This is a genomic window from Kitasatospora sp. Xyl93 (assembly GCF_055383135.1).
Genome location: NZ_AP029185.1, coordinates 337,393 through 357,129 on the forward strand (window position 1 = coordinate 337,393; position 19,737 = coordinate 357,129).

Annotated in this window: 12 protein-coding genes; 5 read left to right on the top strand and 7 right to left on the bottom strand. The window is 73.2% G+C overall.

Annotation, left to right across the window (positions count from 1 at the left end):
* Positions 1-52 precede the first annotated feature (52 nt).
* A complete protein-coding gene (gene xylB / locus ACZ5GH_RS01610) occupies positions 53-1,483 on the bottom strand; it encodes a xylulokinase (protein ID WP_464333170.1) in 1,431 nt (476 codons plus the stop codon).
* Positions 1,484-1,578: 95 nt separating this feature from the next.
* Between xylB and xylA the strand changes: the two genes are divergently transcribed.
* On the top strand, positions 1,579-2,751 hold the full coding sequence (gene xylA / locus ACZ5GH_RS01615; RefSeq protein WP_464333171.1) for a xylose isomerase: 1,173 nt from the start codon (positions 1,579-1,581) through the stop codon (positions 2,749-2,751).
* 77 nt (positions 2,752-2,828) lie between these two features.
* Here xylA and ACZ5GH_RS01620 read toward each other — a convergent pair whose 3' ends face one another.
* The 6 genes from ACZ5GH_RS01620 to ACZ5GH_RS01645 form a co-directional block, all read right to left on the bottom strand.
* A complete protein-coding gene (locus tag ACZ5GH_RS01620; protein ID WP_387754944.1) occupies positions 2,829-4,970 on the bottom strand; it encodes an alpha-galactosidase in 2,142 nt (713 codons plus the stop codon).
* 42 nt (positions 4,971-5,012) lie between these two features.
* Positions 5,013-6,998 (bottom strand): glycoside hydrolase family 31 protein, encoded by a 1,986-nt coding sequence (locus ACZ5GH_RS01625; RefSeq protein WP_387754942.1) that lies wholly within the window; start codon positions 6,996-6,998, stop codon positions 5,013-5,015.
* 87 nt (positions 6,999-7,085) lie between these two features.
* Positions 7,086-9,368 carry an alpha-xylosidase gene (gene yicI, locus ACZ5GH_RS01630; RefSeq protein WP_464333172.1) on the bottom strand — a complete coding sequence of 761 codons (2,283 nt, stop codon included), beginning with the start codon at positions 9,366-9,368 and terminating at the stop codon, positions 7,086-7,088.
* A complete protein-coding gene (locus ACZ5GH_RS01635; protein ID WP_387754936.1) occupies positions 9,365-10,765 on the bottom strand; it encodes a GH1 family beta-glucosidase in 1,401 nt (466 codons plus the stop codon). Before ACZ5GH_RS01635 ends, yicI begins: the two co-directional genes overlap by 4 nt.
* Positions 10,762-11,760, bottom strand: coding sequence for an acetylxylan esterase (locus tag ACZ5GH_RS01640; protein WP_464333173.1), 999 nt, complete (start codon positions 11,758-11,760; stop codon positions 10,762-10,764). Before ACZ5GH_RS01640 ends, ACZ5GH_RS01635 begins: the two co-directional genes overlap by 4 nt.
* 148 nt (positions 11,761-11,908) lie before the next feature.
* Positions 11,909-14,761, bottom strand: coding sequence for a glycoside hydrolase family 3 C-terminal domain-containing protein (locus ACZ5GH_RS01645; RefSeq protein WP_464333174.1), 2,853 nt, complete (start codon positions 14,759-14,761; stop codon positions 11,909-11,911).
* A gap of 222 nt (positions 14,762-14,983) precedes the next feature.
* On the opposite strand from ACZ5GH_RS01645, the gene ACZ5GH_RS01650 reads away from it, so the two are divergent.
* The 4 genes from ACZ5GH_RS01650 (at position 14,984) to ACZ5GH_RS01665 (ending at position 19,720) form a co-directional block, all read left to right on the top strand.
* Positions 14,984-16,666: an ABC transporter substrate-binding protein gene (locus ACZ5GH_RS01650; protein ID WP_464333175.1), complete on the top strand. Its 1,683-nt coding sequence runs from the start codon at positions 14,984-14,986 to the stop codon at positions 16,664-16,666.
* Entirely contained in the window at positions 16,588-17,610 is a 1,023-nt protein-coding gene (locus ACZ5GH_RS01655; RefSeq protein ID WP_387748083.1) for an ABC transporter permease, read from the top strand. Before ACZ5GH_RS01650 ends, ACZ5GH_RS01655 begins: the two co-directional genes overlap by 79 nt.
* Positions 17,607-18,581 carry a carbohydrate ABC transporter permease gene (locus ACZ5GH_RS01660; RefSeq protein ID WP_387748025.1) on the top strand — a complete coding sequence of 325 codons (975 nt, stop codon included), beginning with the start codon at positions 17,607-17,609 and terminating at the stop codon, positions 18,579-18,581. The genes ACZ5GH_RS01655 and ACZ5GH_RS01660 overlap by 4 nt, the downstream gene beginning before the upstream one ends.
* A gap of 110 nt (positions 18,582-18,691) precedes the next feature.
* Entirely contained in the window at positions 18,692-19,720 is a 1,029-nt protein-coding gene (locus ACZ5GH_RS01665; protein WP_464333176.1) for a LacI family DNA-binding transcriptional regulator, read from the top strand.
* Positions 19,721-19,737: the final 17 nt, after the last annotated feature.

Sequence of the window (19,737 nt, forward strand, 5' to 3'; positions counted from 1 at the left end):
GTCCGCCTTCCGACCCCTTGCCCGCCCTGATCGCCACCGTCACGCGCCCCTCCTACCGGTCCTCGGCCGGCGCGCCCTGCAGGGCCCCGGCCCGACGCAGGGTATCCCCGATCCGTTCGAGCGCGTCGTCGTCCCTCTCGACGGCTGCCAGCACCGGGCCGTCGGCCGTGCGCCAGCGGCGCGCCACCGCGTCGGCGGGCTCTCCGGTGAGCAGCGCGGCGGCCTGGGCGGCGGCGCCGAGCGCGACCAGCTCCCGGGCGACGGGCACCTGGACCGGCCGGCCCGAGAGCCGCAGGACGGTCCGCTGCCAGGCCCGGCCGCGGGCGCCGCCGCCGATCAGCAGCAGCGGTTCGTCGCCCCCGGGGTCCTCGCCTCCCGCGAGCAGGACGCCGTCCAGCGCCGTGAGCAGGGCGTGGGCGGCGCCGTCGTAGGCGGCCTGGAGCAGCTGGCCCGGGGTGGTGTCGTGGCGCAGACCGTGGACCAGGCCGGACGCGCCGGGGAGGTCCGGGGTGCGTTCGCCGTCCAGGTAGGGCAGGACGACCGCGGTGCCGCCGTCCTCGACCTCCTCGCGGCCGCGTCCGAGCAGGGCGGCGAAGCGGTCGACGGCCAGGGTGCAGTTGAGCGTGCAGGCCAGCGGCAGCCAGCCCCCGAGGGCGTCGGCGAAGCCGGCGACGGTGCCGCTCGGATCGGCGGGCCGCGTCCGGCCGACGGCGTAGACGGTGCCGGAGGTGCCGAGGCTGAGCACCGGCTGCCCGGGCAGGAGGCCGAGCCCGAGGGCCGCCGCCATGTTGTCGCCCGTGCCGGTGGCCACCGGCGCCCCCTCGCGCAGCGGCAGTCCGGGACGGACGGTGCCGGCCCGCGCGCCGGCCGCGAGGACCCGGGGCAGCAGCCCGGGATCGAGGCCGATCCGGGCGAGGACGTCCGGGTCGTACCCGTCCGGGCCCCACCAGCCGGTGCCCGAGGCGTCGCCCCGGTCGGTGACGGCCTCGCCGGTCAGCCGTTCGGTCAGGAAGTCATGGGGAAGGCGGACGGCCGCCACGCGGTCGGCCGCGGCGGGCTCGTCGGTGCGCAGCCAGGCCCACTTGGCGGCGGTGAAGGCGGCGGTGGGGACGCTGCCGGTGCGGCGGGCGATCTCCGCCGCGCCGAACGCGTCGCGCAGTCGCGCGGCCTGCGGCGCGGACCGGACGTCGTTCCAGAGCAGCGCCGGGCGCACCGGGCGCCCGGCCCGGTCGAGGGTGACGAGGCCGTGCTGCTGGCCGGCGACGGAGAGGGCGGCCGCGCGGTCCGCCCAGCCGGTGAGTGCCGCGGCCTCGACGAGCGCCTCCCACCACTGCTCGGGGTCGCTCTCCCGGCCGGCGCCCGTGCTGACGGTGTGCCGGGCGCGGCCCTCCCCCACCACCTCGCCGGTGTCGATGTCGACGGCCAGGGCCTTGGTGGCCTGGGTCGAGCTGTCGACGCCGATCACGACACGCTGCTCAGCCATGTGTTCCTCCGGTGCGGGTTCCTTTTGACGTCCCGGCATACTAATTTGTTGAGAGCCCTGACAAACACCCTCCGCACCCGATTCGGAGCCGCTCCATGTCCAGCGACCCGCTCGTCCCCACCCCCGCGCACAAGTTCACCTTCGGCCTGTGGACCGTCGGATGGCAGGGGCGCGACCCGTTCGGCGACGCGACCCGGCCCGCCCTCGACCCGGCCGAGACGGTCCGGCGGCTGGCCGCCCTCGGCGCCCACGGCGTCACCTTCCACGACGACGACCTGATCCCGTTCGGCGCGGGCGAGGCCGAGCGCGAGCAGGCGGTCAAGCGCTTCCGCGCCGCCCTGGACGCGTCCGGGCTGAAGGTGCCGATGGCCACCACCAACCTGTTCACCCACCCCGTCTTCAAGGACGGCGCGTTCACCGCCAACGACCGCGACGTGCGGCGCTACGCGCTGCGCAAGACCATCCGCAACATCGACCTGGCCGCCGAGCTCGGCGCCTCGGTCTACGTCGCCTGGGGCGGGCGCGAGGGCGCCGAGTCCGGCGCGGCCAAGGACGTGCGCACCGCCCTCGACCGGCTGAAGGAGGCCTTCGACCTGCTCGGCGAGTACGTCGAACGGCAGGGCTACGACCTGCGCTTCGCGATCGAGCCCAAGCCCAACGAGCCGCGCGGCGACATCCTGCTGCCCACCGTCGGCCACGCCCTGGCGTTCATCAACGAGTTGGAGCGCCCCGACCGGGTCGGCCTCAACCCGGAGGTCGGCCACGAGCAGATGGCGGGCCTCAATTTCCCACACGGCATCGCCCAGGCCCTGTGGCACGGCAAGCTGTTCCACATCGACCTCAACGGCCAGTCCGGCATCAAGTACGACCAGGACCTGCGGTTCGGCGCGGGGGACCTGCGGCAGGCCTTCTGGCTGGTCGACCTGCTGGAGTCGGCCGGCTACGACGGCCCGAAGCACTTCGACTTCAAGCCGCCGCGCACCGAGGACTTCGACGGCGTCTGGGCCTCGGCGGCCGGCTGCATGCGCAACTACCTGCTGCTGGCGGAGCGCTCCCGCGCCTTCCGGGCCGACCCGGAGGTCCAAGCCGCGCTCGCCGCCTCCCGACTGCCCGAACTCGCCCTCCCCACGGCCGAGGACGGCCTGACCGGGCTGCTCGCGGACACGTCCGCCTTCGAGGAGTTCGACGTCGACGCCGCCGCCGCGCGCGGCATGGCCTTCGAGCAGCTCGACCAGCTGGCCCTCGACCACCTCCTCGGCGCCCGCTGACCGGGACCGCCGCGGCCGGCGGCGAGCCCGCTGACCGGGACCGCCGGCCGCGGCGGTCGTCGACGTGGAGGTCGAGTTCACTCCCGCGCGGCGGGTGGCTGTGCCTGTGCCTCGACCACCAGTGCGTGGCCGGGGTGGTTGGTCAGGCCCGGGGCGGCGAGGCCGACTTCGGCGAGGTACCGGCCGGTCAGGGTGAGCGCGGCCGTCCGCCGGGCCCAGGCGGGCCAGGAGTGCTCGGGGCAGGAGAGCTCGGGGCGCACCCGTAGCGCGTAGCGGGTCTCGGGCTCCAGGCCCGGCAGCCGTACGGGCGCGCCGTTCTCGGCGACGGAGGTGTCCAGCTGGACGTAGGCGAAGACGGCGTGGGCCCGGTCCCGGGAGACGACCCCGTGGACCCAGGCTGCCGGGTCGGGGTGGTCGGCGCGGACCACGTCACCGCCGTGGAGCAGCGGCCGCAGTTCCTTGTAGGCGCCGACCCAGGAGGTGAGCGCGGTCAGGTCGCTCTCCGGCCAGGCCGTGATGTCGGCCTCGATGCCGGCGTGTCCGAACAGGGCGGTGGCGCAGCGGAAGGCGAGCGTGGTGTCCCGGTGGCTGATGTGGGCGGGGGCGGAGCCGACGTGGGAGCCGATCAGCTCGTAGGGCAGGAGGAGGCCGGTCCAGCGCTGGATCGCCTGGCGTTCGACCGGGTCGATGTTGTCCGATCCCCAGATCCGGTCCGTGTGCTCCAGGATGCCGAGGTCCGCGCGGGCCCCGCCGGACGAGCAGGACTCGATCTCCAACCCGGGGTGGCGGCCGCGCAGTTCGTCCAGCAGCCGGTAGACCGCCGTGGTCTGCGCGTGCACGCCGGGCCGGCCGTCGTGGACGGCGTCGGCCAGGTCGCGGTTGTGGTCCCACTTGAGGTAGTCGATGCCCGCCTCCCCGACCAGGGTGCTGATCCGCTCCAGCAGGTGGGCGTAGGCGTCGGGGTTCGCGACGTCCAGGACGTGCTGGTGGCGCTGCTCGAACGGGAGGCGTTCGGCGTCGGCGAGGAACCAGTCGGGGTGGGCGCGGGCCAGGTCGGAGTCGGGGTTGACCATCTCGGGCTCGACCCAGAGGCCGAACTGCATGCCGAGCCCGTGGACGTGGTCGGCGATCGGGCGGAGCCCGTCGGGCCACACCTTCTCGTCGACGTACCAGTCGCCGAGGCCGGCCCGGTCGTGGCGGCGGTGCCGGAACCAGCCGTCGTCCACGACGAACCGCTCCACGCCGACCTCCGCCGCGGTGTGCGCGAGGGCGCGCACCCGTTCGGGGTCGTGGTCGAAGTAGACCGCCTCCCAGATGTTCGCGGTGACCGGCCGGGCGGTGTTCGGGTGCCGGGGCCGGGCCCGGAGCATGTCGTGGAATCCGCGGCTGATCCCGTCCAGGCCCGAGCCGGAGGTCGCGAAGTACACCCACGGGGTCCGGTGGCACTCGCCCTCCGCGAGCCGGATCTCGCCGGCGTCCAGCAGTTCGCCGCCGCCGAGGACCGTCGTCCCGTCCGCCAGCCGCTCCGCGTACTGGACGTGGTTGCCGCTCCAGGCGGGGTGCACGCCCCAGACCCGGCCCTGCCGGAAGCCGAAGCCCGCGGTGCCGGCGAGCAGCAGTCCGGCGTCGAAGCCGGTACGGCCGCGCCGGCTCTCCCTCGACCACACGCCCTGCCGCAGCGGGGCGCGCTGCGGGGAGCGCTCACGGGCCCAGCGGCCCGCGAAGTCCAGCAGTTCCGCGGCGTGGGCGGGCACCGGGAGGACGCACGCCAGGACGTCCAGGGTGTAGGCGTCGGTCGCCGTGTTGGTCAGGGCGTGGCGCAGCCGCACCACGCCGTGCTCCGTCATCTGCAACTCGGTGTCCAGCGCGAGCCCCGCGCCCCGGTCCAGGGCCCGCACGTGGACGGCGCCGCCCCGGCCGTCCCGGACGGCGCGCAGGCCGACCGGTTCGGCGAGTTCGAAACGCGGGGGGCGGACCCGGCCCTCGCGGTGCCCTGCCAGGGCCGGCCGTCCGAACCAGCCCTGTCCCTGGGACGGCATCAGGCTGCCGGCCCGGTGGTCCGGGGCCCGGCCCATGGCGTCGAGCACCTGCGCGGCGTCGCCGGCCCGGAAGCCGGGATCGACGCCCCAGTGCAGCACCCGGGGCATCCCGGGGCCGGCGGTGTCCAGCGCGAGGGCCGCGTCACCGGCCGTCAGTACGACGACGTTCGCATCGGTCATCTCATCCTCGTTCGGGAGTGGTCCAGTACTGGCCGGCGCGGCCTACGGGGTCAGCCGGTCCGCGACGTCGGCCCCGTCCCGCACGAAGACCGGGACGCGTTCCAGCGGGGCCGGCGCGTCCAGCGTCCTGCCGCCCTCCAGCACCCGGCCGGTGACCGGGTCGAGCCAGCGGGCACCCGAGGGCAGGTACACCCGGCGGGCCCGGACGCCCGCCTCGTACACGGGTGCCACCAGCACGTCGGGGCCGAGCAGGAACTGGTCGTCCACCTCCCAGGCGCGCACGTCCTCGGGGAACTCGAAGAACAGCGGACGCATCGGCGGGGCGCCGGTGCGGTGGGCCTCCTCGGACAGGCTCCTCAGGTACGGGCGCAGGCGCTCGCGCAGCACCAGGTGGTCGCGGAGGATGCCGTACGCCTCCTCCCCGTACGACCAGATCTCGTTCGGCCCACCAGTCATGTCGGTGGCGAAGGCGGGGAAGTTGGGCTCGCGGTCCCCGTGCAGCCGGGTGACCGGGCTGAACGTGCCGTACTGGAACCACCGGATCAGCAGCTCGCGGTACGCCGGGTCGTCCGGGTCGCCGCCGAAGAAGCCGCCGATGTCGGTGGTCCACCACGGGATGCCGCTCATCGCGACGTTCAGCCCCGCCCTGATCTGGCGCCCGAGCGAGTCGAAGGTCGTGGGGATGTCGCCGGACCACAGCAGGGCCCCGTGGGCCTGACTGCCCGCCCAGGCCGAGCGGATCAGCGACAGCGGCCGGTCCTCGCCCTCCGCGCGCAGGCCGTCGGCGACCCCCCGGACGTGCTCCAGCGGGTAGAGGTTCGCGGCCTCGGCGGCCGGCCCGGCCGCGTAGACCGCCCGGTCGGCGCGGTCCGGGGGCAGGTCGGGTTCGCAGGCGTCCAGCCAGAAGCACGCCACCCCCGGCGAACGGTAGTTGTCCTTCAGCCGCCGCCACAGCGCGGCGCGCGCCCCGGGGTGGGTGGCGTCGTAGTACGCCATGGGGCGGGTCAGCGCGTCCCCGCCGTACCGGGACGGCCACGGGAAGGTGAGCAGGCCGCCGTCCGCCTCCCTCACCAGGTGCCCGGCCGACCGCAGTTCGTCGTGGGTGTCACTGCCGGGCTCCACGGTGGGCCACACCGACACGGCGAGCTTCACCCCGAGCTCCGACAGTTCCTTGACCATGGCGGCGGGATCGGGCCACTCGCTCGCCTCGAAGCGCCAGTCGCCCATCCTCGGCCAGTGGAAGAAGTCGCAGACGATCACCGACAGCGGCAGGCCGCGCTCCCGGTACTCCCGTGCCACCGCCAGGAGTTCGTCCTGGGTGCGGTAGCGGAGCCTCGACTGCCAGAAGCCGGAGGCCCACTCGGGGAGCAGCGGCGGGCGGCCGGTGGCCCGGGTGTAGGAGTCCAGGATCCGGGCCGGGGTGTCGCCGGCGGTGATCCAGTAGTCGATGCGCCCGCCGGCGTCGGCGGTCCACCGGGTGGCGTCGGCGCCCAGTTCGACGCGGCCGGTGGCGGGGTTGTTCCACAGCAGTCCGTAGCCGCGCGAGGAGTGCAGGAAGGGGACGGCGGCCACGGTGTTGGACTGGACGAGGTCGATCACGCAGCCCTTCTGGTCCAGGCGCCCGTGCAGGTGCTGCCCCAGGCCGTGCAGGCGTTCGCCGTCGTAGGCCTGGAAGGACTGTTCCGTCCGGCCGCCCGCCGCGTGGACGCGGCAGTCGGCGTGGTGCGCGTGCGGGCTGCGCTCGGCGAGGAGTTCGCGGCCCGAGGCGGTGTCGAGGAACCTCAGCCGGCCGTGCGCCGTGGCCTCGACGGCGATGCGGCCGTTGACCAGGCGGGCGGAGCCGTCCTGCGAGACGGACGCTTCGGCCTGCGGGCAGGGCTCGGGGCCCTCCAGGGCGCCCGGGGCGGCGGGGTCGATCGTCCCGGACGCGGCGCGCACCCGCAGTGCGTCCGGTCCCCAGGGCTCGATCCGCAGGACTTCTGCGGGGGTGTGCCGTTCCAGGCCGCCCGCGCGGATGGTGTAGGTCAAGGGTGGTTCCTCTGTTCGGGTGGCGGGCGGGGGCGGGGATCTCCGAGGGCCGTACGCCCGGGGGTGGGCTCCGGCGGCCGGCCGGCCTCAGACCGGGTGGGGCAGCTCGGCCTCGTACGTGCCGGCCGGGCAGACGTGCAGGGCCCCGTCCGGGCCGCCGGTCCGGAGCTGCCAGGGGTGCGGGCTGTCGGTGGTCACCGTCAGCCGGTCGCCGGTGCGGCGCAGGTGGAAGCGGGCGGCCTCGCCGGCGCCTTCGGTGCGGGGGATGACGACGGTGCGTTCGGCGCCGTCGGCGAAGGCGTGCACCCGGAGTTCGACGCCCTCGGCCCAGGCGGAGACCGGGCGCCGGTCGTCCGCGCCGAAGGGGATGACGGAGTCGGGGCGGGCGAGCAGCGGGAGGGTGTGGAAGTCGTGCTGTTCGCGCACCCAGCGCGGGCCGGTCACCTGGTCGCCGGTGAGGACGTTGGTCCAGGTGCCCTCGGGCACGTAGTACTCGACCGTGCCGTCGTCGGTGAAGACCGGGGCGACGAGCAGGTCGTCGCCGAGCAGGTACTGCCGGTCGAGGGTGGCGGCGGCCGGGTCGTCCGGGAACTCCAGCACCATCGCGCGCATCACCGGGACGCCGGTCGCGTGGGCCTGCTGCGCCGCGCGCTGGAGGTAGGGCGCGAGCCGGTGCTTGAGCAGGGTGAACTCGCGGGTGACCTCGACGGCCTCCTCGCCGAAGTCCCACGGCACCCGGTAGGACTTGCTGCCGTGCAGCCGGCTGTGCGAGGAGAGCAGGCCGAACTGGGCCCAGCGCTTGAAGACGGCGGGGGTCGGGGTGCCCTCGAAGCCGCCGATGTCGTGGCTCCAGAAGCCGAAGCCGGACAGGCCGAGGGAGAGTCCGCCGCGCAGCGACTCCGCCATCGCGTTGAAGTGCGATTCGCAGTCGCCGCCCCAGTGCACCGGGTACTGCTGGCCGCCCGCGGTGGCGGAGCGGGCGAACAGCAGCGCCTCGCCCTCCCCGCGCTCCTCGCGGAGCAGCTCGAACACGGCCTGGTTGTAGAGCTGGGTGTAGTAGTTGTGCATCCGCTCCGGGTCGGAGCCGTCGTGCCAGAGGACGTCGGTGGGGATGCGCTCGCCGAAGTCGGTCTTGAAGCAGTCCACGCCGATGTCCAGCAGGGCGCGCAGCCTGCCGGTGTACCAGTCGCGGGCGGCGGGGTTGGTGAAGTCGACCAGGGCCATGCCCGGTTGCCACAGGTCCCACTGCCAGACGCCGCCGTCCGGGCGGCGCACCAGGTAGCCCTCGCGCATGCCCTCGGCGAACAGCTCCGACTTCTGCGCGATGTACGGGTTGATCCACAGGCTGACGCGCAGTCCCTGTGCCTTGAGCCTGGCGAGCATGCCCGCCGGGTCCGGGAAGGTGTCCTCGTCCCAGCGGAAGTCGCTCCACTGGTACCCGCGCATCCAGAAGCAGTCGAAGTGGAACACGCTCAGCGGGATGCCGCGTTCGGCCATGCCGCCGACGAAGCGGTTGACGGTGGCCTCGTCGTAGTCGGTGGTGAAGGAGGTGGTCAGCCACAGGCCCAGCGCCCAGGCCGGGGGCAGCGCGGGGCGCCCGGTCAGGGCCGTGTAGCGCTCCAGGATCTGCTTGGGGGTCGGGCCGTGGACGACGAAGTACTCCAGCGACTGGTCCTCGACGCTGAACTGCACCTGGCCGACGGACTCGGAGCCGATCTCGTAGCTGATCTTGCCGGGGTGGTTGACGAACACCCCGTAGCCCCGGTTGGTCAGGTGGAACGGGACGTTCTTGTACGCCTGCTCGCTGCTGGTGCCGCCGTCGGCCTGCCAGACGTCCACGACCTGGCCGTTGCGGACGAACGGGGTGAACCTCTCCCCCAGCCCGTAGACCAGCTCGCCGACTCCCAGGGAGAGCTGCCCGAACATGTGGTGGCGGCCGTCCGCGTCGGTGACGAAGCCGGTGCCGCGCTCGCCGGCCGTGGTGAGCACCCGGCCGCCGGCGGTGAACTCCAGCTGCCAGGGCTTCGAGGTGTCCACCCGCAGGGACAGCTCCCCGGCGCAGAGTTCCACCACGTCGCCGTCCCGGCGCACCTTGCCGCCGCCCTGCTCGGCACCGGGCAGGGCGAACTCCGGCCCGCCCCGCACCGAGCCGGCGTGGTGGGTGGCGCGCACCCCGATCACGCCTTCGGCCGGGGACCAGCACTCGACGGTCAGCAGCGGGCTGTTGAGCGTGTCGCCGCGGCCGCGCACGTGCTTGACGGGCGCGTAGAGGGTCAGCCGGTGCTCATCGGCGCGGACGTCGGCGACCTCGGTGGCGTAGCGCGCGGTGACGCCCGGGCGCATCAGCCAGTAGCCGTCGGTGAACTTCATCGGGCGGATTCCTCCGTCCGCGCTCGGTGCGCGGTGATCAGGCCCCGGTACCAGTGGTAGCTGTCCTTGGGGGTTCGGGTCAGGGTGTCGTAGTCGACGCGGACGAGGCCGAAGCGCTGCTCGTAGCCGCGGGCCCACTCGAAGTTGTCCAGCAGGGACCAGACGTAGTAGCCGCGGACGTCGACGCCGGCGGTGACGGCGTCGGCGACGGCGGCGAGGTGGCCGGCCAGGTAGTCGACGCGCTCGGCGTCGTGGATCCGGCCGTCGGGGGTGACGCTGTCGGCCTCGGCGGAGCCGTTCTCGGTGATCCAGAGCGGCGGGAGCCGCGGGTAGCGGGCGTCGATGTCGCGGAGCAGCTCGGTGAACGCGGACGGGACGACGGGCCAGCCCATGGTGGTCAGCCGGGTGCCGTACGGGTTCGGTTCGGTGACGCCGATGTCCGTGGCGGTGCGCTTCTCGGGGTCGGGCTCGCGGTGCGGGGCGGCTTCGACGGTGACCGGCCGGTAGAAGTTGATGCCGACGAAGTCCAGGGGGGCGCCGATGAGTCGGAGGTCGCCCGGGCGCCGCCAGTCGCCGTCCGCCAGGCCCGCCCAGGTCTCCTCCTCGTGCTCGGGGTAGCGCCCGGCGAACAGCGGTTCCGTCCAGACCTCGTTGTGCAGGACCTCGGCCCGGCGCAGGGCGGCGAGGTCCTCGGGGCGGCCGGAGGCGGGGTGCAGGCGGTCGAGGTTGAGCGTGATGCCGACGTCGCGGGCGCCGGCGGTGCGCAGCTCCCGTACGGCCAGGCCGTGGCCGACGAGCAGGTGGTGGGCGGCCGCGAGCGCCCCGCGGCCCTCCCGGGCGCCGGGTGCGTGCCGGCCCTCGGCGTAGCCGACGAAGGCGGAGCAGAAGGGCTCGTTGAGGGTGATCCAGCGTTCGACCCGGTCCCCGTAGCGGTCGGCGGCGACGGCGGCGTACTCGGCGAACGCCTCCGCCGTCTCCCGCACCCGCCAGCCGCCCCGGTCCTCCAGGGCCTGCGGCAGGTCCCAGTGGTAGAGGGTGGCGGCGGGGGCGATCCCGGCGGCCAGCAGTTCGTCGATCAGCCGGTCGTAGAAGTCCAGGCCCTTGGCGTTGACCGGGCCGGTGCCCCGCGGCAGCAGGCGCGACCAGGCGATCGAGAAGCGGTAGCCGTCGACGCCGAGCTCGCGAAGCAGGGCGACGTCCTCGGGGTAGCGGTGGTAGTGGTCGCAGGCGGTGTCCCCGGTGGCGCCGCCGAGGGTACGGCCCGGGGTGTGGCTGAAGGTGTCCCAGATGGACGGGCCGCGCCCGTCCTCCTCGTGGGCGCCCTCGATCTGGTAGGCGGCGGTGGCGGCGCCGAACCGGAAGCCCGGCGGCAGCTGGGGGAAGGCCGGGGCGATCATGCGCCCGCCCCGCGCGGCTCCGGCCCCAGCCCGCGCTCGCGCAGCCAGTCGAGCTGGGCGGGCGGGTTGGAGGCGTAGCCGCCGCCGTGGTCGGCGAACGGCCAGACGGTCATGGTGCGGTCCTCGCCCGCGTAGCGGTTGAAGGCGGCGTAGACCGTCCGGGGCGGGCAGACCGGGTCCATCAGGCCGACGCTGAACAGCGCCGGTGCGGTGGCCCGCCGGGCGAAGTGGATGCCGTCGAAGTAGTCGAGGGTGTCGAAGGCCGACTGCACGCGGTGCCGGCTGTGCCAGCGCAGGTAGCTGACGAGCTCCTGGTACGGGCCCTCCAGGGCGATCTGCGCGGCCTCGCGGTAGTGGCACAGGAACGGGACGTCGGGCATCACCGCGGCCACCCGGTCCCCGGCGAGCCCGGCGACGGCGAGGGCCAGGCCGCCGCCCTGGCTGCCGCCGGCCAGGACGACCCGGTCGGTGTCGAGGCCGGACAGCTCCGCGACGGCGTCCACGGCGCGCACGCAGTCGGTCATCAGCCGCCGGTAGTAGTGGTTCTCCGGGGAGTCGATGCCGCGGGTCATGAAGCCGCCGACCCACTGGGTGCCGTCGCCCGCGCCGGTGTCCGGGGTGTCGTGGCCCTGCCCCCGGCTGTCCACGACGAGCTGGGCGTAACCGGCGGCGGACCAGAACAGGTGCTCGGTGGGCAGCCCGCGGCCGCCGGAGTAGCCGATGTAGCTGACGACGACCGGCAGCGGATCCACCGCGCCGCGCGGGCGCAGCAGCCAGGCGGCCACCGGCTCGCCGTTCCAGCCGGGGAACCGGACGTCGTCGACCTCGACGGTGCGCAGCCCGTACCGCGCGGTGACGCGATCGGCCTTGACCACCCCGCCGTGCGAACGGGCCTCGGCGAGGGTGCGCCGCCAGAACGCGTCGAAGTCCTCCGGGGCGGGCAGGTCCGGCCGGTAGCCGACGAGCTCGTCGAGGCCGAAATCGGTGTGCGGCATGGCGGGTTCCTCCGGATGGGGCGATGAGGGGGTGCGGTGGTGTGGGGCGGCGGCACCGGGGCCGGGGCTGCCGCCGGGCGGCGGGGTGCGGGATCGCACGGGGGTGGCGGCCCGCCGTGGGCGGGCCGCCACTGCGGGGGCCGAGGCCTCAGTCGGTCGCCCCGGCCGTGCCGAAGCGGAAGGCGGCCAGCCGGAAGTCGCCGTGCAGCGCCAGGCTCAGGTCGTGGACGCCGGCGAGCGGGGCGGCCAGCTCGGCGGTGACGGTCGCCCAGGCGTGGCGGTCGCCGGTCACGGGCACCTCGATCTCGGCCAGCACCCGTGCGCCCGAACGGACTTCGAGCCGCGCCCCGCCCGTGCCGACACCGTCGCGGGCGGTCTCGACCGTGATCCGCACGGCTCCGGAGAGCTCGACGTCCCGGAACAGCAGCGTGGCGGGCCGCGCGGGGTCGGCGGGCGTGACGGCGTCGCCGTCGGTGCGGGTGGCGTCGACGATGGCGGCGTCCTCGTAGTCGTCGAAGTCGACGGCCAGGATCCGGTGCCCGGTACCCGCGCGAGGGCCGGCGGGCACCCCGGTCACGGCCAGCGGGGCGGTGAGCACGGGGTGGTCGGCGCTGCGGGCGACGATCACCTCGTAGCCTCCGGGGTCGACGGTGAACCCGCCGGTGGCCACTGACCAGTGGGCGAGGTGTTCGGCCGACAGCCGGAAGGCCAGCTCGCGGCTCTCCCCCGGCTCCAGCCGGACCTTGCGGAAGTCGGCCAGGCGCAGCCGGGGCGCCTCGTACCGGGCCTCCAGGGCGCGGACGTACACCTGGACGATCTCGCTGCCGGGCCGCGCACCGGTGTTGTCCAGGGTGACGGTGACGTCGACCGCACCGTCCCGGCCGATCGAGGACGGCGACAACCGCAGGTCACGGTAGGCGAATTCGGTGTACGAGAGCCCGTGGCCGAAGGGGTAGAGCGGGGTGGAGCGGTGGTACTGGTAGGTCCAGCCCGCCTTGATGACGTCGTAGTCGAGCGGGGCGGGCAGCGGGCCGTCGCCCCGGTACCAGGTCTGCGGCAGGCGGCCGGCGGGCTCGGCCTCGCCGAGCAGCACGGCGGCGAGCGCGTGTCCCGTCTCCTGCCCGCCGTGGGAGGTCCACACCACGGCGGGCAGGTGCTGGTCGGCCCAGTCGAGGGCGTACGGGTAGCTGCTCATCACGACCAGCACGGTGTCCGGGCGCACCCCGGCGACGGCGCGCAGCAGCTTCTCCTGCCCCTCGGGCAGGGCGATGTCCGCGCGGTCCTCCGTCTCGCGGCCGTTGATCAGCGGGTGGTTGCCGAGGACGACGACGGCGACATCGGCGGCGGAGGCGGCCGCCCTGGCATCGGCGACGCCGTCGCGCACCACCTCGCGCTGCCAGTGCTCGGCCTCCCGCGCGGTCTCGGCGGTGACGCTGACCCGGCCGTCGGTCGGGTCGACGGTGGCGTAGCGCCCGGTGAACACATTGCGCAACAGCACGGTGTCCGGGCCGGCCGGTTCGATCCGGAAGGTCTCCTTGACGAACCAGCTCTTGATGATCTCCTGGCCGGGGGCCAGGGTGTCGTCGTCCTGGAGGCTGAGGTAGCGGCCGGTGTCGGCGTCGCGCAGGGTGGAGGCGCCGCCGCCCCAGTCCGTCACGTCGAAGGCGGACTTGCCGAGTTGTTCGCCCGTGGTCCGCGAGCGCAGGGTGATCCGGTCGGAGCCCTCCACGTGGACGACCTCGCCGCCGTGGGCGCCGAGGGCCGCGGCCAGGCCGGCGGCGGCGCTGACCTGGTACGGCAGGGTGCCGCTGTACCAGTCCTCGTACAGGGTGTCGGCGAGCGGGCCGATGACGGCGATCCGGGCCGTACGGGCCGGATCGATCGGCAGCAGGCCCTCGTTCTTGAGCAGGACGGCCGACTCGGTCGCGGCCCTGCGGGCCAGGCGGCGGTGCTCGGGGCTGTCGATCACCTCGGGGCCGGTGCCGGCGTACGGGTCCAGCTCGGGGTCGAACTCGCCGAGGCGGAAGCGCAGTTCGAGCTGCCGCCGGACGGCGCGATCCACGTCGTCCTCGTCGATCAGGCCGCGTTCCAGCGCCTCGCGCAGCCGGCCGACCACCGTCTCCGTGTCCTCGCCGTGGTCGGTGAAGCTGTCGATGCCGGCCTTGAGCGCGGCGGCGTGGCCCTGCGCGTGGTCGTCGAAGTAGCGCTCCGGGTCGACCAGGTTGGAGGGGGCCTCGGCGTCGCTGACCACGAACAGCTCGTGGCCGGTCGGCCGGGCCCATCGGCGCAGTTCCGTCTCGATCAGCGGACTGACGTGGCAGGGGCGGCCGTTGACGAGGTTGTAGGCGGCCATCGCGCCGGTCGCGGCGCCGGAGGCGACGACGGGGCGGAAGGCGGCGAGGTCGTACTCCTGGAGCACGCGGGGGCGCAGTGCGGAGGAAGTGGTGCAGCGGTCGTCCTCGTTGTTGTAGGCGAGGAAGTGCTTGAGCACCGGGGCGGCGCGCAGGTAGACCGGGTGGTCCCCGGCCAGGCCCCGGCAGAACGCCTCGCCGACCTTCGCGGTGTGCACCGGGTCCTCGGAGTACCCCTCCTCGTTGCGCCCCCACCGGGGGTCGCGCAGCAGGTTGAGCACGGGGGCCCACGCCTGGAGGGAGTTGGGCCCGCGGTCGGAGCCGACCGCCGTCGGGCGGTGGTAGTGGAAGGCCCGCAGCTCGGTCGAGACCGCCTCCCCGACCTCGCGCACCAGGTCCTCGTCCCAGCTCGCGCCGAGGCCGACGGCCTGCGGGAAGACCGTCGCCACACCGAGCCAGGAGACGCCGTGCAGGCCCTCGCTGCCGGTGCGGAACGCGCCGACGCCCAGGCGCGGGACGGCCGGGGAGTACTGGTGCAGCATCGTTAGCCGTTCGTCGATCGTGAGCCGGCTCAGCAGATCGTCGACGCGCTCCCGCAGGGGGAGCGTGGGATTGCGGAAACCGGGCAGACCGGTAGCGGAATCGGGCACGGAACTCACGTGGAACACCCCTCGGGCGGGCTCGGCTCGGAGATCGTGGATCGAAGCGCTTCGACGCTGACACGCTCCAATCACCGTGTCAACTCCCCAGAACACAACCAATGTTGACTTTGTTCAGGCTCTTGCCCAACCCGTAACGCGTCGTTAGTGTCGCCGAAACATCCAAGCGCTTCGACGCTCAGCCGCGCTTCGACGGAGAGGGGCTATGCCACCATGAGATCCGGATTGAACCGCAGGAGCTTTCTGACCACCGCCGCCACGGTCGCGGGGGCCGCCGCGATGGCACCCCTGCTGTCCGCCTGTGGAGGCGGCTCGACCAAGAAGGCCGGAGCGAACACCAAGGAGGGCCTGAAGGCGGCCCTGCCGGCCTACGTGCCGAACGCCAACGCGGTCAAGCCGGACATAGCCCCCGTGCAGGGCTCGGGCGACACCGCGACCGACCCGGCCTACCTCGCCTACCCCGACTCTCCGCCCACCAGCGTCTCCGGCGTTCCCGGCAAGGGCGGCGGCTACACGGCGATCACCCCGCTGTGGGGCACGGCCCCGCCGGTCGGCAACTCCTTCTACCAGGCGATGAACAAGGCACTCGGGGTCGACCTGACCGTCAAGCCGACGGACGGCATCAACTACAACACCATCATCCCGACGATGACCGCCGCCAAGAAGCTGCCGGACTGGATCAACCTTCCGGCCTGGATGAACGACGCCTTCAACACCGGCGGGCTCGCCGGCGCCCAGCTCGCGGACCTGACCCCCTACCTGTCCGGCGACAACATCAGGAAGTACCCCAACCTGGCCGCCCTGCCCACCGGCGCCTGGCAGCACGGTGTCTGGGGCGACAAGCTCTACGGGATCCCCTGCTTCTCCACCAGCTTCGGCATCCCCGGCGCCACCTTCTACCGCCGGGACGTCCTCGAAGCCCGGGGCATCACCGCGGACCAGATCAAGTCCGCGGACGACCTGATGAACCTCGGCAGGGAACTGACCGACGCCAAACGGGGCGTGTGGGCCTTCGACGACGTGTGGACCTACCTCCAGTTCTCCTGGAACGTCCCCATGAGGTGGAGGGTCGACAACGGCAAGCTGGTCCACCCGTTCGAGACCCAGGAGTTCCTGGAGGCCGTCGACTGGCACTACCGCCTGGCCACCTCGGGCTACATGCACCCGGACGCGCTCGCCGGCGACGTCTCCAACAGCTCCACCCGCTTCTACAGCGGCAAGACGCTCATCGGGGGTGGCGGACTCGGCGCCTGGAACCTGTCCGACCAGCAGTCCGGCGCCGCCGCGGACCCGAACTACCGGCGTGGCGCCTTCAACGCCATCACCGCCGACGGCAAGGGCACGCCGGTGGTCTACACGGGCGCCGCCGCCAGCATGATCAGCTACCTCAACGCCGACCTGAAGCCGGAGCAGATCCAGGAACTGCTGGCCGTCGCGAACTACCTCGCCGCCCCCTACGGCACGGCCGAGTACACCATGGTCAACTTCGGCGTCGAGGGCGTCCACCACACCCGGGTCAACGGCATGCCGACCTTCACGGAGGAGGGCAAGAAGGACGTCCAGGTGACGACCTACAACTTCCTGGCCGCTTCCGGCTCCGTGATCAGCAACCCGGGCGGCGAGCAGACCACCAGGGACTACGCGAGCTGGTCGGCCGCCAACGTCAAGTACCTCACCAGGCCGCCCTTCTGGGGGATGAACTTCAGCATGCCCCAGGCCATCGCCTCGGCCTCGGCCGCGCAGGGCGTCAACGACACCCTGAAGGACTGCTACCACGGCAAGAAGAAGGTCTCCGAGTTGCAGGACGCCATCTCCAGCTGGCGCTCCGGCCCCGGGCAGCGGCTCAAGCAGTGGATGACCGACAACGTCCTCGACAAGTACGGCACCGGCCAGTGAGCACCGCGCCCCCGAAACACCCGGCCGGCCCCGCGCGGCTCGGCTGGCGGACAAGGCTGCGGCGCGACAGGTCGCTCCTGCTGATGACGGTCCCCGCGGTCGTCCTGCTCCTGGTGTTCAACTACGCGCCGCTGTTCGGCATCGTCACCGCCTTCCAGGAGTACGACCCGCTGGTCGGGGTCCGGAACAGCGAGTGGGTCGGGTTCGACCAGTTCCAGCAGCTGCTCGGCGACCCGGCCTTCTGGGCCTCGCTGCAGAACACGCTGTACCTGAGCTTCGTCCAACTGGTCCTGTTCTTCCCGGTCCCGATCGCCCTCGCCCTCCTGCTCAACTCGGTTATCAGCGAACGCGTCCGCAACTTCTTCCAGTCCGTGGTCTACCTGCCGCACTTCTTCTCGTGGGTGCTGGCCATCACGATCTTCCAGCAGATGCTGGGCGGCGCCGGCGTGCTCAACCAGTTCCTGCGCCAGCACGACATCGGCACCTGGGACATCATGACCAACCCGGACACCTTCGCGCTGCTGGTCACCTCCCAGGCGGTCTGGAAGGAGGCCGGCTGGGGGATCATCGTCTTCCTCGCCGCGCTCAGCGCGATCAACAGCGAGCTGTACGAGGCCGCGGCCGCCGACGGCGCGGGCCGGCTCCGGCGGATGTGGCACATCACGCTGCCGGGCCTGCGCGGGGTGATCGTGCTGATGCTGGTCCTGCGCCTGGGCAACGCCCTGTCCGTCGGATTCGAGCAGTTCCTGATCCAGCGCGACGCCGTCGGCCACGAGGCCGCGGACGTCCTGGACACCTTCTCCTTCTACTACGGCATCGCCACCGGCGGCTACAGCTACGGCGCGGCGGCCGGGCTCTTCAAGAGCGTGGTCTCGCTGCTGCTCATCTGGGGCGCCAACAAACTGGCGCACGCCTTCGGCGAGGACGGGCTGTACCGCAAATGACGAACGCACTCACCATGGGTTCGCGGGGCGAGAAGCGCCGCACCACGACAGCGGCCGCCCGCCGCCGGGCCCGCTCCGCCCGTCCGCCCTGGGAGGAGCCGCCCACCGCCGCCGGCCAGGCGGCCAAGGGGATCACGCTCGGCGGGACCCTCGCCGTCATCCTGGTCCCGCTCTACATCATCGTGCTGACCAGCTTCTCCACCCCCGGGGCGATCAACCGGGCGGGCGGCCTGGTGATCTGGCCGGACGGCCTGACCACCGAGACCTACCGCCAGATGCTCAGCGACTCGACGATCGTCACCGCGCTCGGGGTGAGCCTCGGGATCACCGTGGTCGGCACGGCGGTGTCCATGGTCGTCTCCGTCCTGTGCGCCTACGGCCTCTCCCGGCCGCGCTCGCTCGGGCACCGCTTCGTCCTGATGCTGCTGATCGTCACGATGTTCATCAGCGGCGGTCTGATTCCCGGTTTCCTGGTCGTCACGGGCCTCGGCGGCTACGGCCAGTGGTGGGCGCTGATCCTGCCGAGCGCGGTGTCCGTCTTCAACATCCTGGTGCTGCGCGCCTTCTACCAGGACACCTCCTCCGAACTCATCGACGCGGCCCGGATGGACGGCGCCGGCGAGTGGCGCATCCTGTGGTCCGTCGTGCTGCCCACCTCGCGCGCCGTCACCGCCGTCACCGCGCTGTTCTACGCCGTCGGCTACTGGAACTCCTTCTTCAACGTCATGCTCTACATGCCGACGGACAGTCAGCGGTGGCCGCTCCAGTACGTGCTGCTCACCTACGTCAACCGGGCCAACGGCCTGCCCGGTTCGGTCAACGCCGGCTTCGGGAGCAGCCACGCCCAGACCGCACCGCTGTCCCTGCAGATGGCGGTCGTCGTCCTCACCCTGGTACCACTGGTGATCGTGTATCCGTTCGTGCAGAAGCACCTGCGCACCGGTGTCCTCACCGGAGCGATCAAGGGCTGAGCCACCTAGCGGGCCCGACGGGCCCACCGGCCGGGAGCGGTCCCCAGGGACCTCCCCGGCGCACGACCGGGACCGCTCCCCACCGGAACCGACACGAAGGAAGCAGAGCGATGGTGACACTCGCCGATGTGGCCAGGCACGCCGGCGTCTCGTCCAGCACGGTCAGCTACGCCCTCAGCGGCAAGCGCCCGATCTCCGACGAGACCAGGATCCGCGTCGAGCGGGCCATCACCGACCTCGGCTACCACCCGAACGCCGGTGCCCGCGCCCTGGCCGGCAAGCGCTCGCACATCATCGCCCTGGTCGTGCCGCTCCACCCCGAGGTGCACGTCCCCACCATGACGGAGATCGCCATCGCCGTCACCGTCGCGGCCCGCGAACACGGCTACGACGTCCTGCTCCTCACCAACGACGAAGGACCCGAGGGGGTCCGCCGGGTCGCCGCCACCGGCCTCGCGGACGGGGTCATCCTGATGGACGTCCGCCTCGACGACGACCGCATCCCCGTCCTGCGGGCCGAGGACATCCCCGCCGCCCTCATCGGCCTGCCCGACGACCCCTCCGGACTCTCCTGCGTCGACCACGACTTCGCCACCGCCGGCGCCCTGTGCGCCGACCACCTCGCCGACCTCGGCCACCGCGACATCGCCTTCATCGGCTACAGCAGCGGCACCTACCGCCGCCACGCCGGGTACGCCGAGCGCACCCTCAACGGGTTCCGCGCCCGCGCCGGAGCCCGGGGCCTGCGCTTCCTCCACCGGCCGTGCGAGGGCACGTACGAGAGCACCGCCGGCACCCTGGCCCGCATCCTCGCCGACCGCCCCGACACCACGGGCTTCGTGGTGCAGAACGAGGCCGCGATCGGCCCGCTGCTGAGCCTGCTGCGCGCCGGCGGGCGCACCGTGCCGGAGGACGCCTCCGTCATCGCCATCTGCCCCGACCCGCTGGCCGAACAGCACTCCCCCCGGCTCACCTCCGTGACCAGCCCCCAGAAGGAGCTCGGGCAGGTCGCCGTCGACCAGGTCATGGCGAGGATCACCGCCCGCGCCGCGGGCGAGGACCCGCAGGACCGGCTCCTCCTGATGCCACCGGAGTTGCGGCTCCGCGAGAGCACCGCCCCTGCCCCGCACCGCAGTTGACACCCCTCACGGAAGGA

Excerpts from the sequence above, each read along its gene's own strand:
- ACZ5GH_RS01660 (WP_387748025.1), top strand. The coding sequence starts at position 17,607 with ATGACGAACGCACTCACCATGGGTTCGCGGGGCGAGAAGCGCCGCACC.
- ACZ5GH_RS01665 (WP_464333176.1), top strand. The coding sequence starts at position 18,692 with ATGGTGACACTCGCCGATGTGGCCAGGCACGCCGGCGTCTCGTCCAGC.
- ACZ5GH_RS01650 (WP_464333175.1), top strand. The coding sequence starts at position 14,984 with ATGAGATCCGGATTGAACCGCAGGAGCTTTCTGACCACCGCCGCCACG.
- ACZ5GH_RS01640 (WP_464333173.1), bottom strand. The coding sequence starts at position 11,760 with ATGCCGCACACCGATTTCGGCCTCGACGAGCTCGTCGGCTACCGGCCG.
- yicI (WP_464333172.1), bottom strand. The coding sequence starts at position 9,368 with ATGAAGTTCACCGACGGCTACTGGCTGATGCGCCCGGGCGTCACCGCG.
- ACZ5GH_RS01635 (WP_387754936.1), bottom strand. The coding sequence starts at position 10,765 with ATGATCGCCCCGGCCTTCCCCCAGCTGCCGCCGGGCTTCCGGTTCGGC.
- xylB (WP_464333170.1), bottom strand. The coding sequence starts at position 1,483 with ATGGCTGAGCAGCGTGTCGTGATCGGCGTCGACAGCTCGACCCAGGCC.
- ACZ5GH_RS01620 (WP_387754944.1), bottom strand. The coding sequence starts at position 4,970 with ATGACCGATGCGAACGTCGTCGTACTGACGGCCGGTGACGCGGCCCTC.
- xylA (WP_464333171.1), top strand. The coding sequence starts at position 1,579 with ATGTCCAGCGACCCGCTCGTCCCCACCCCCGCGCACAAGTTCACCTTC.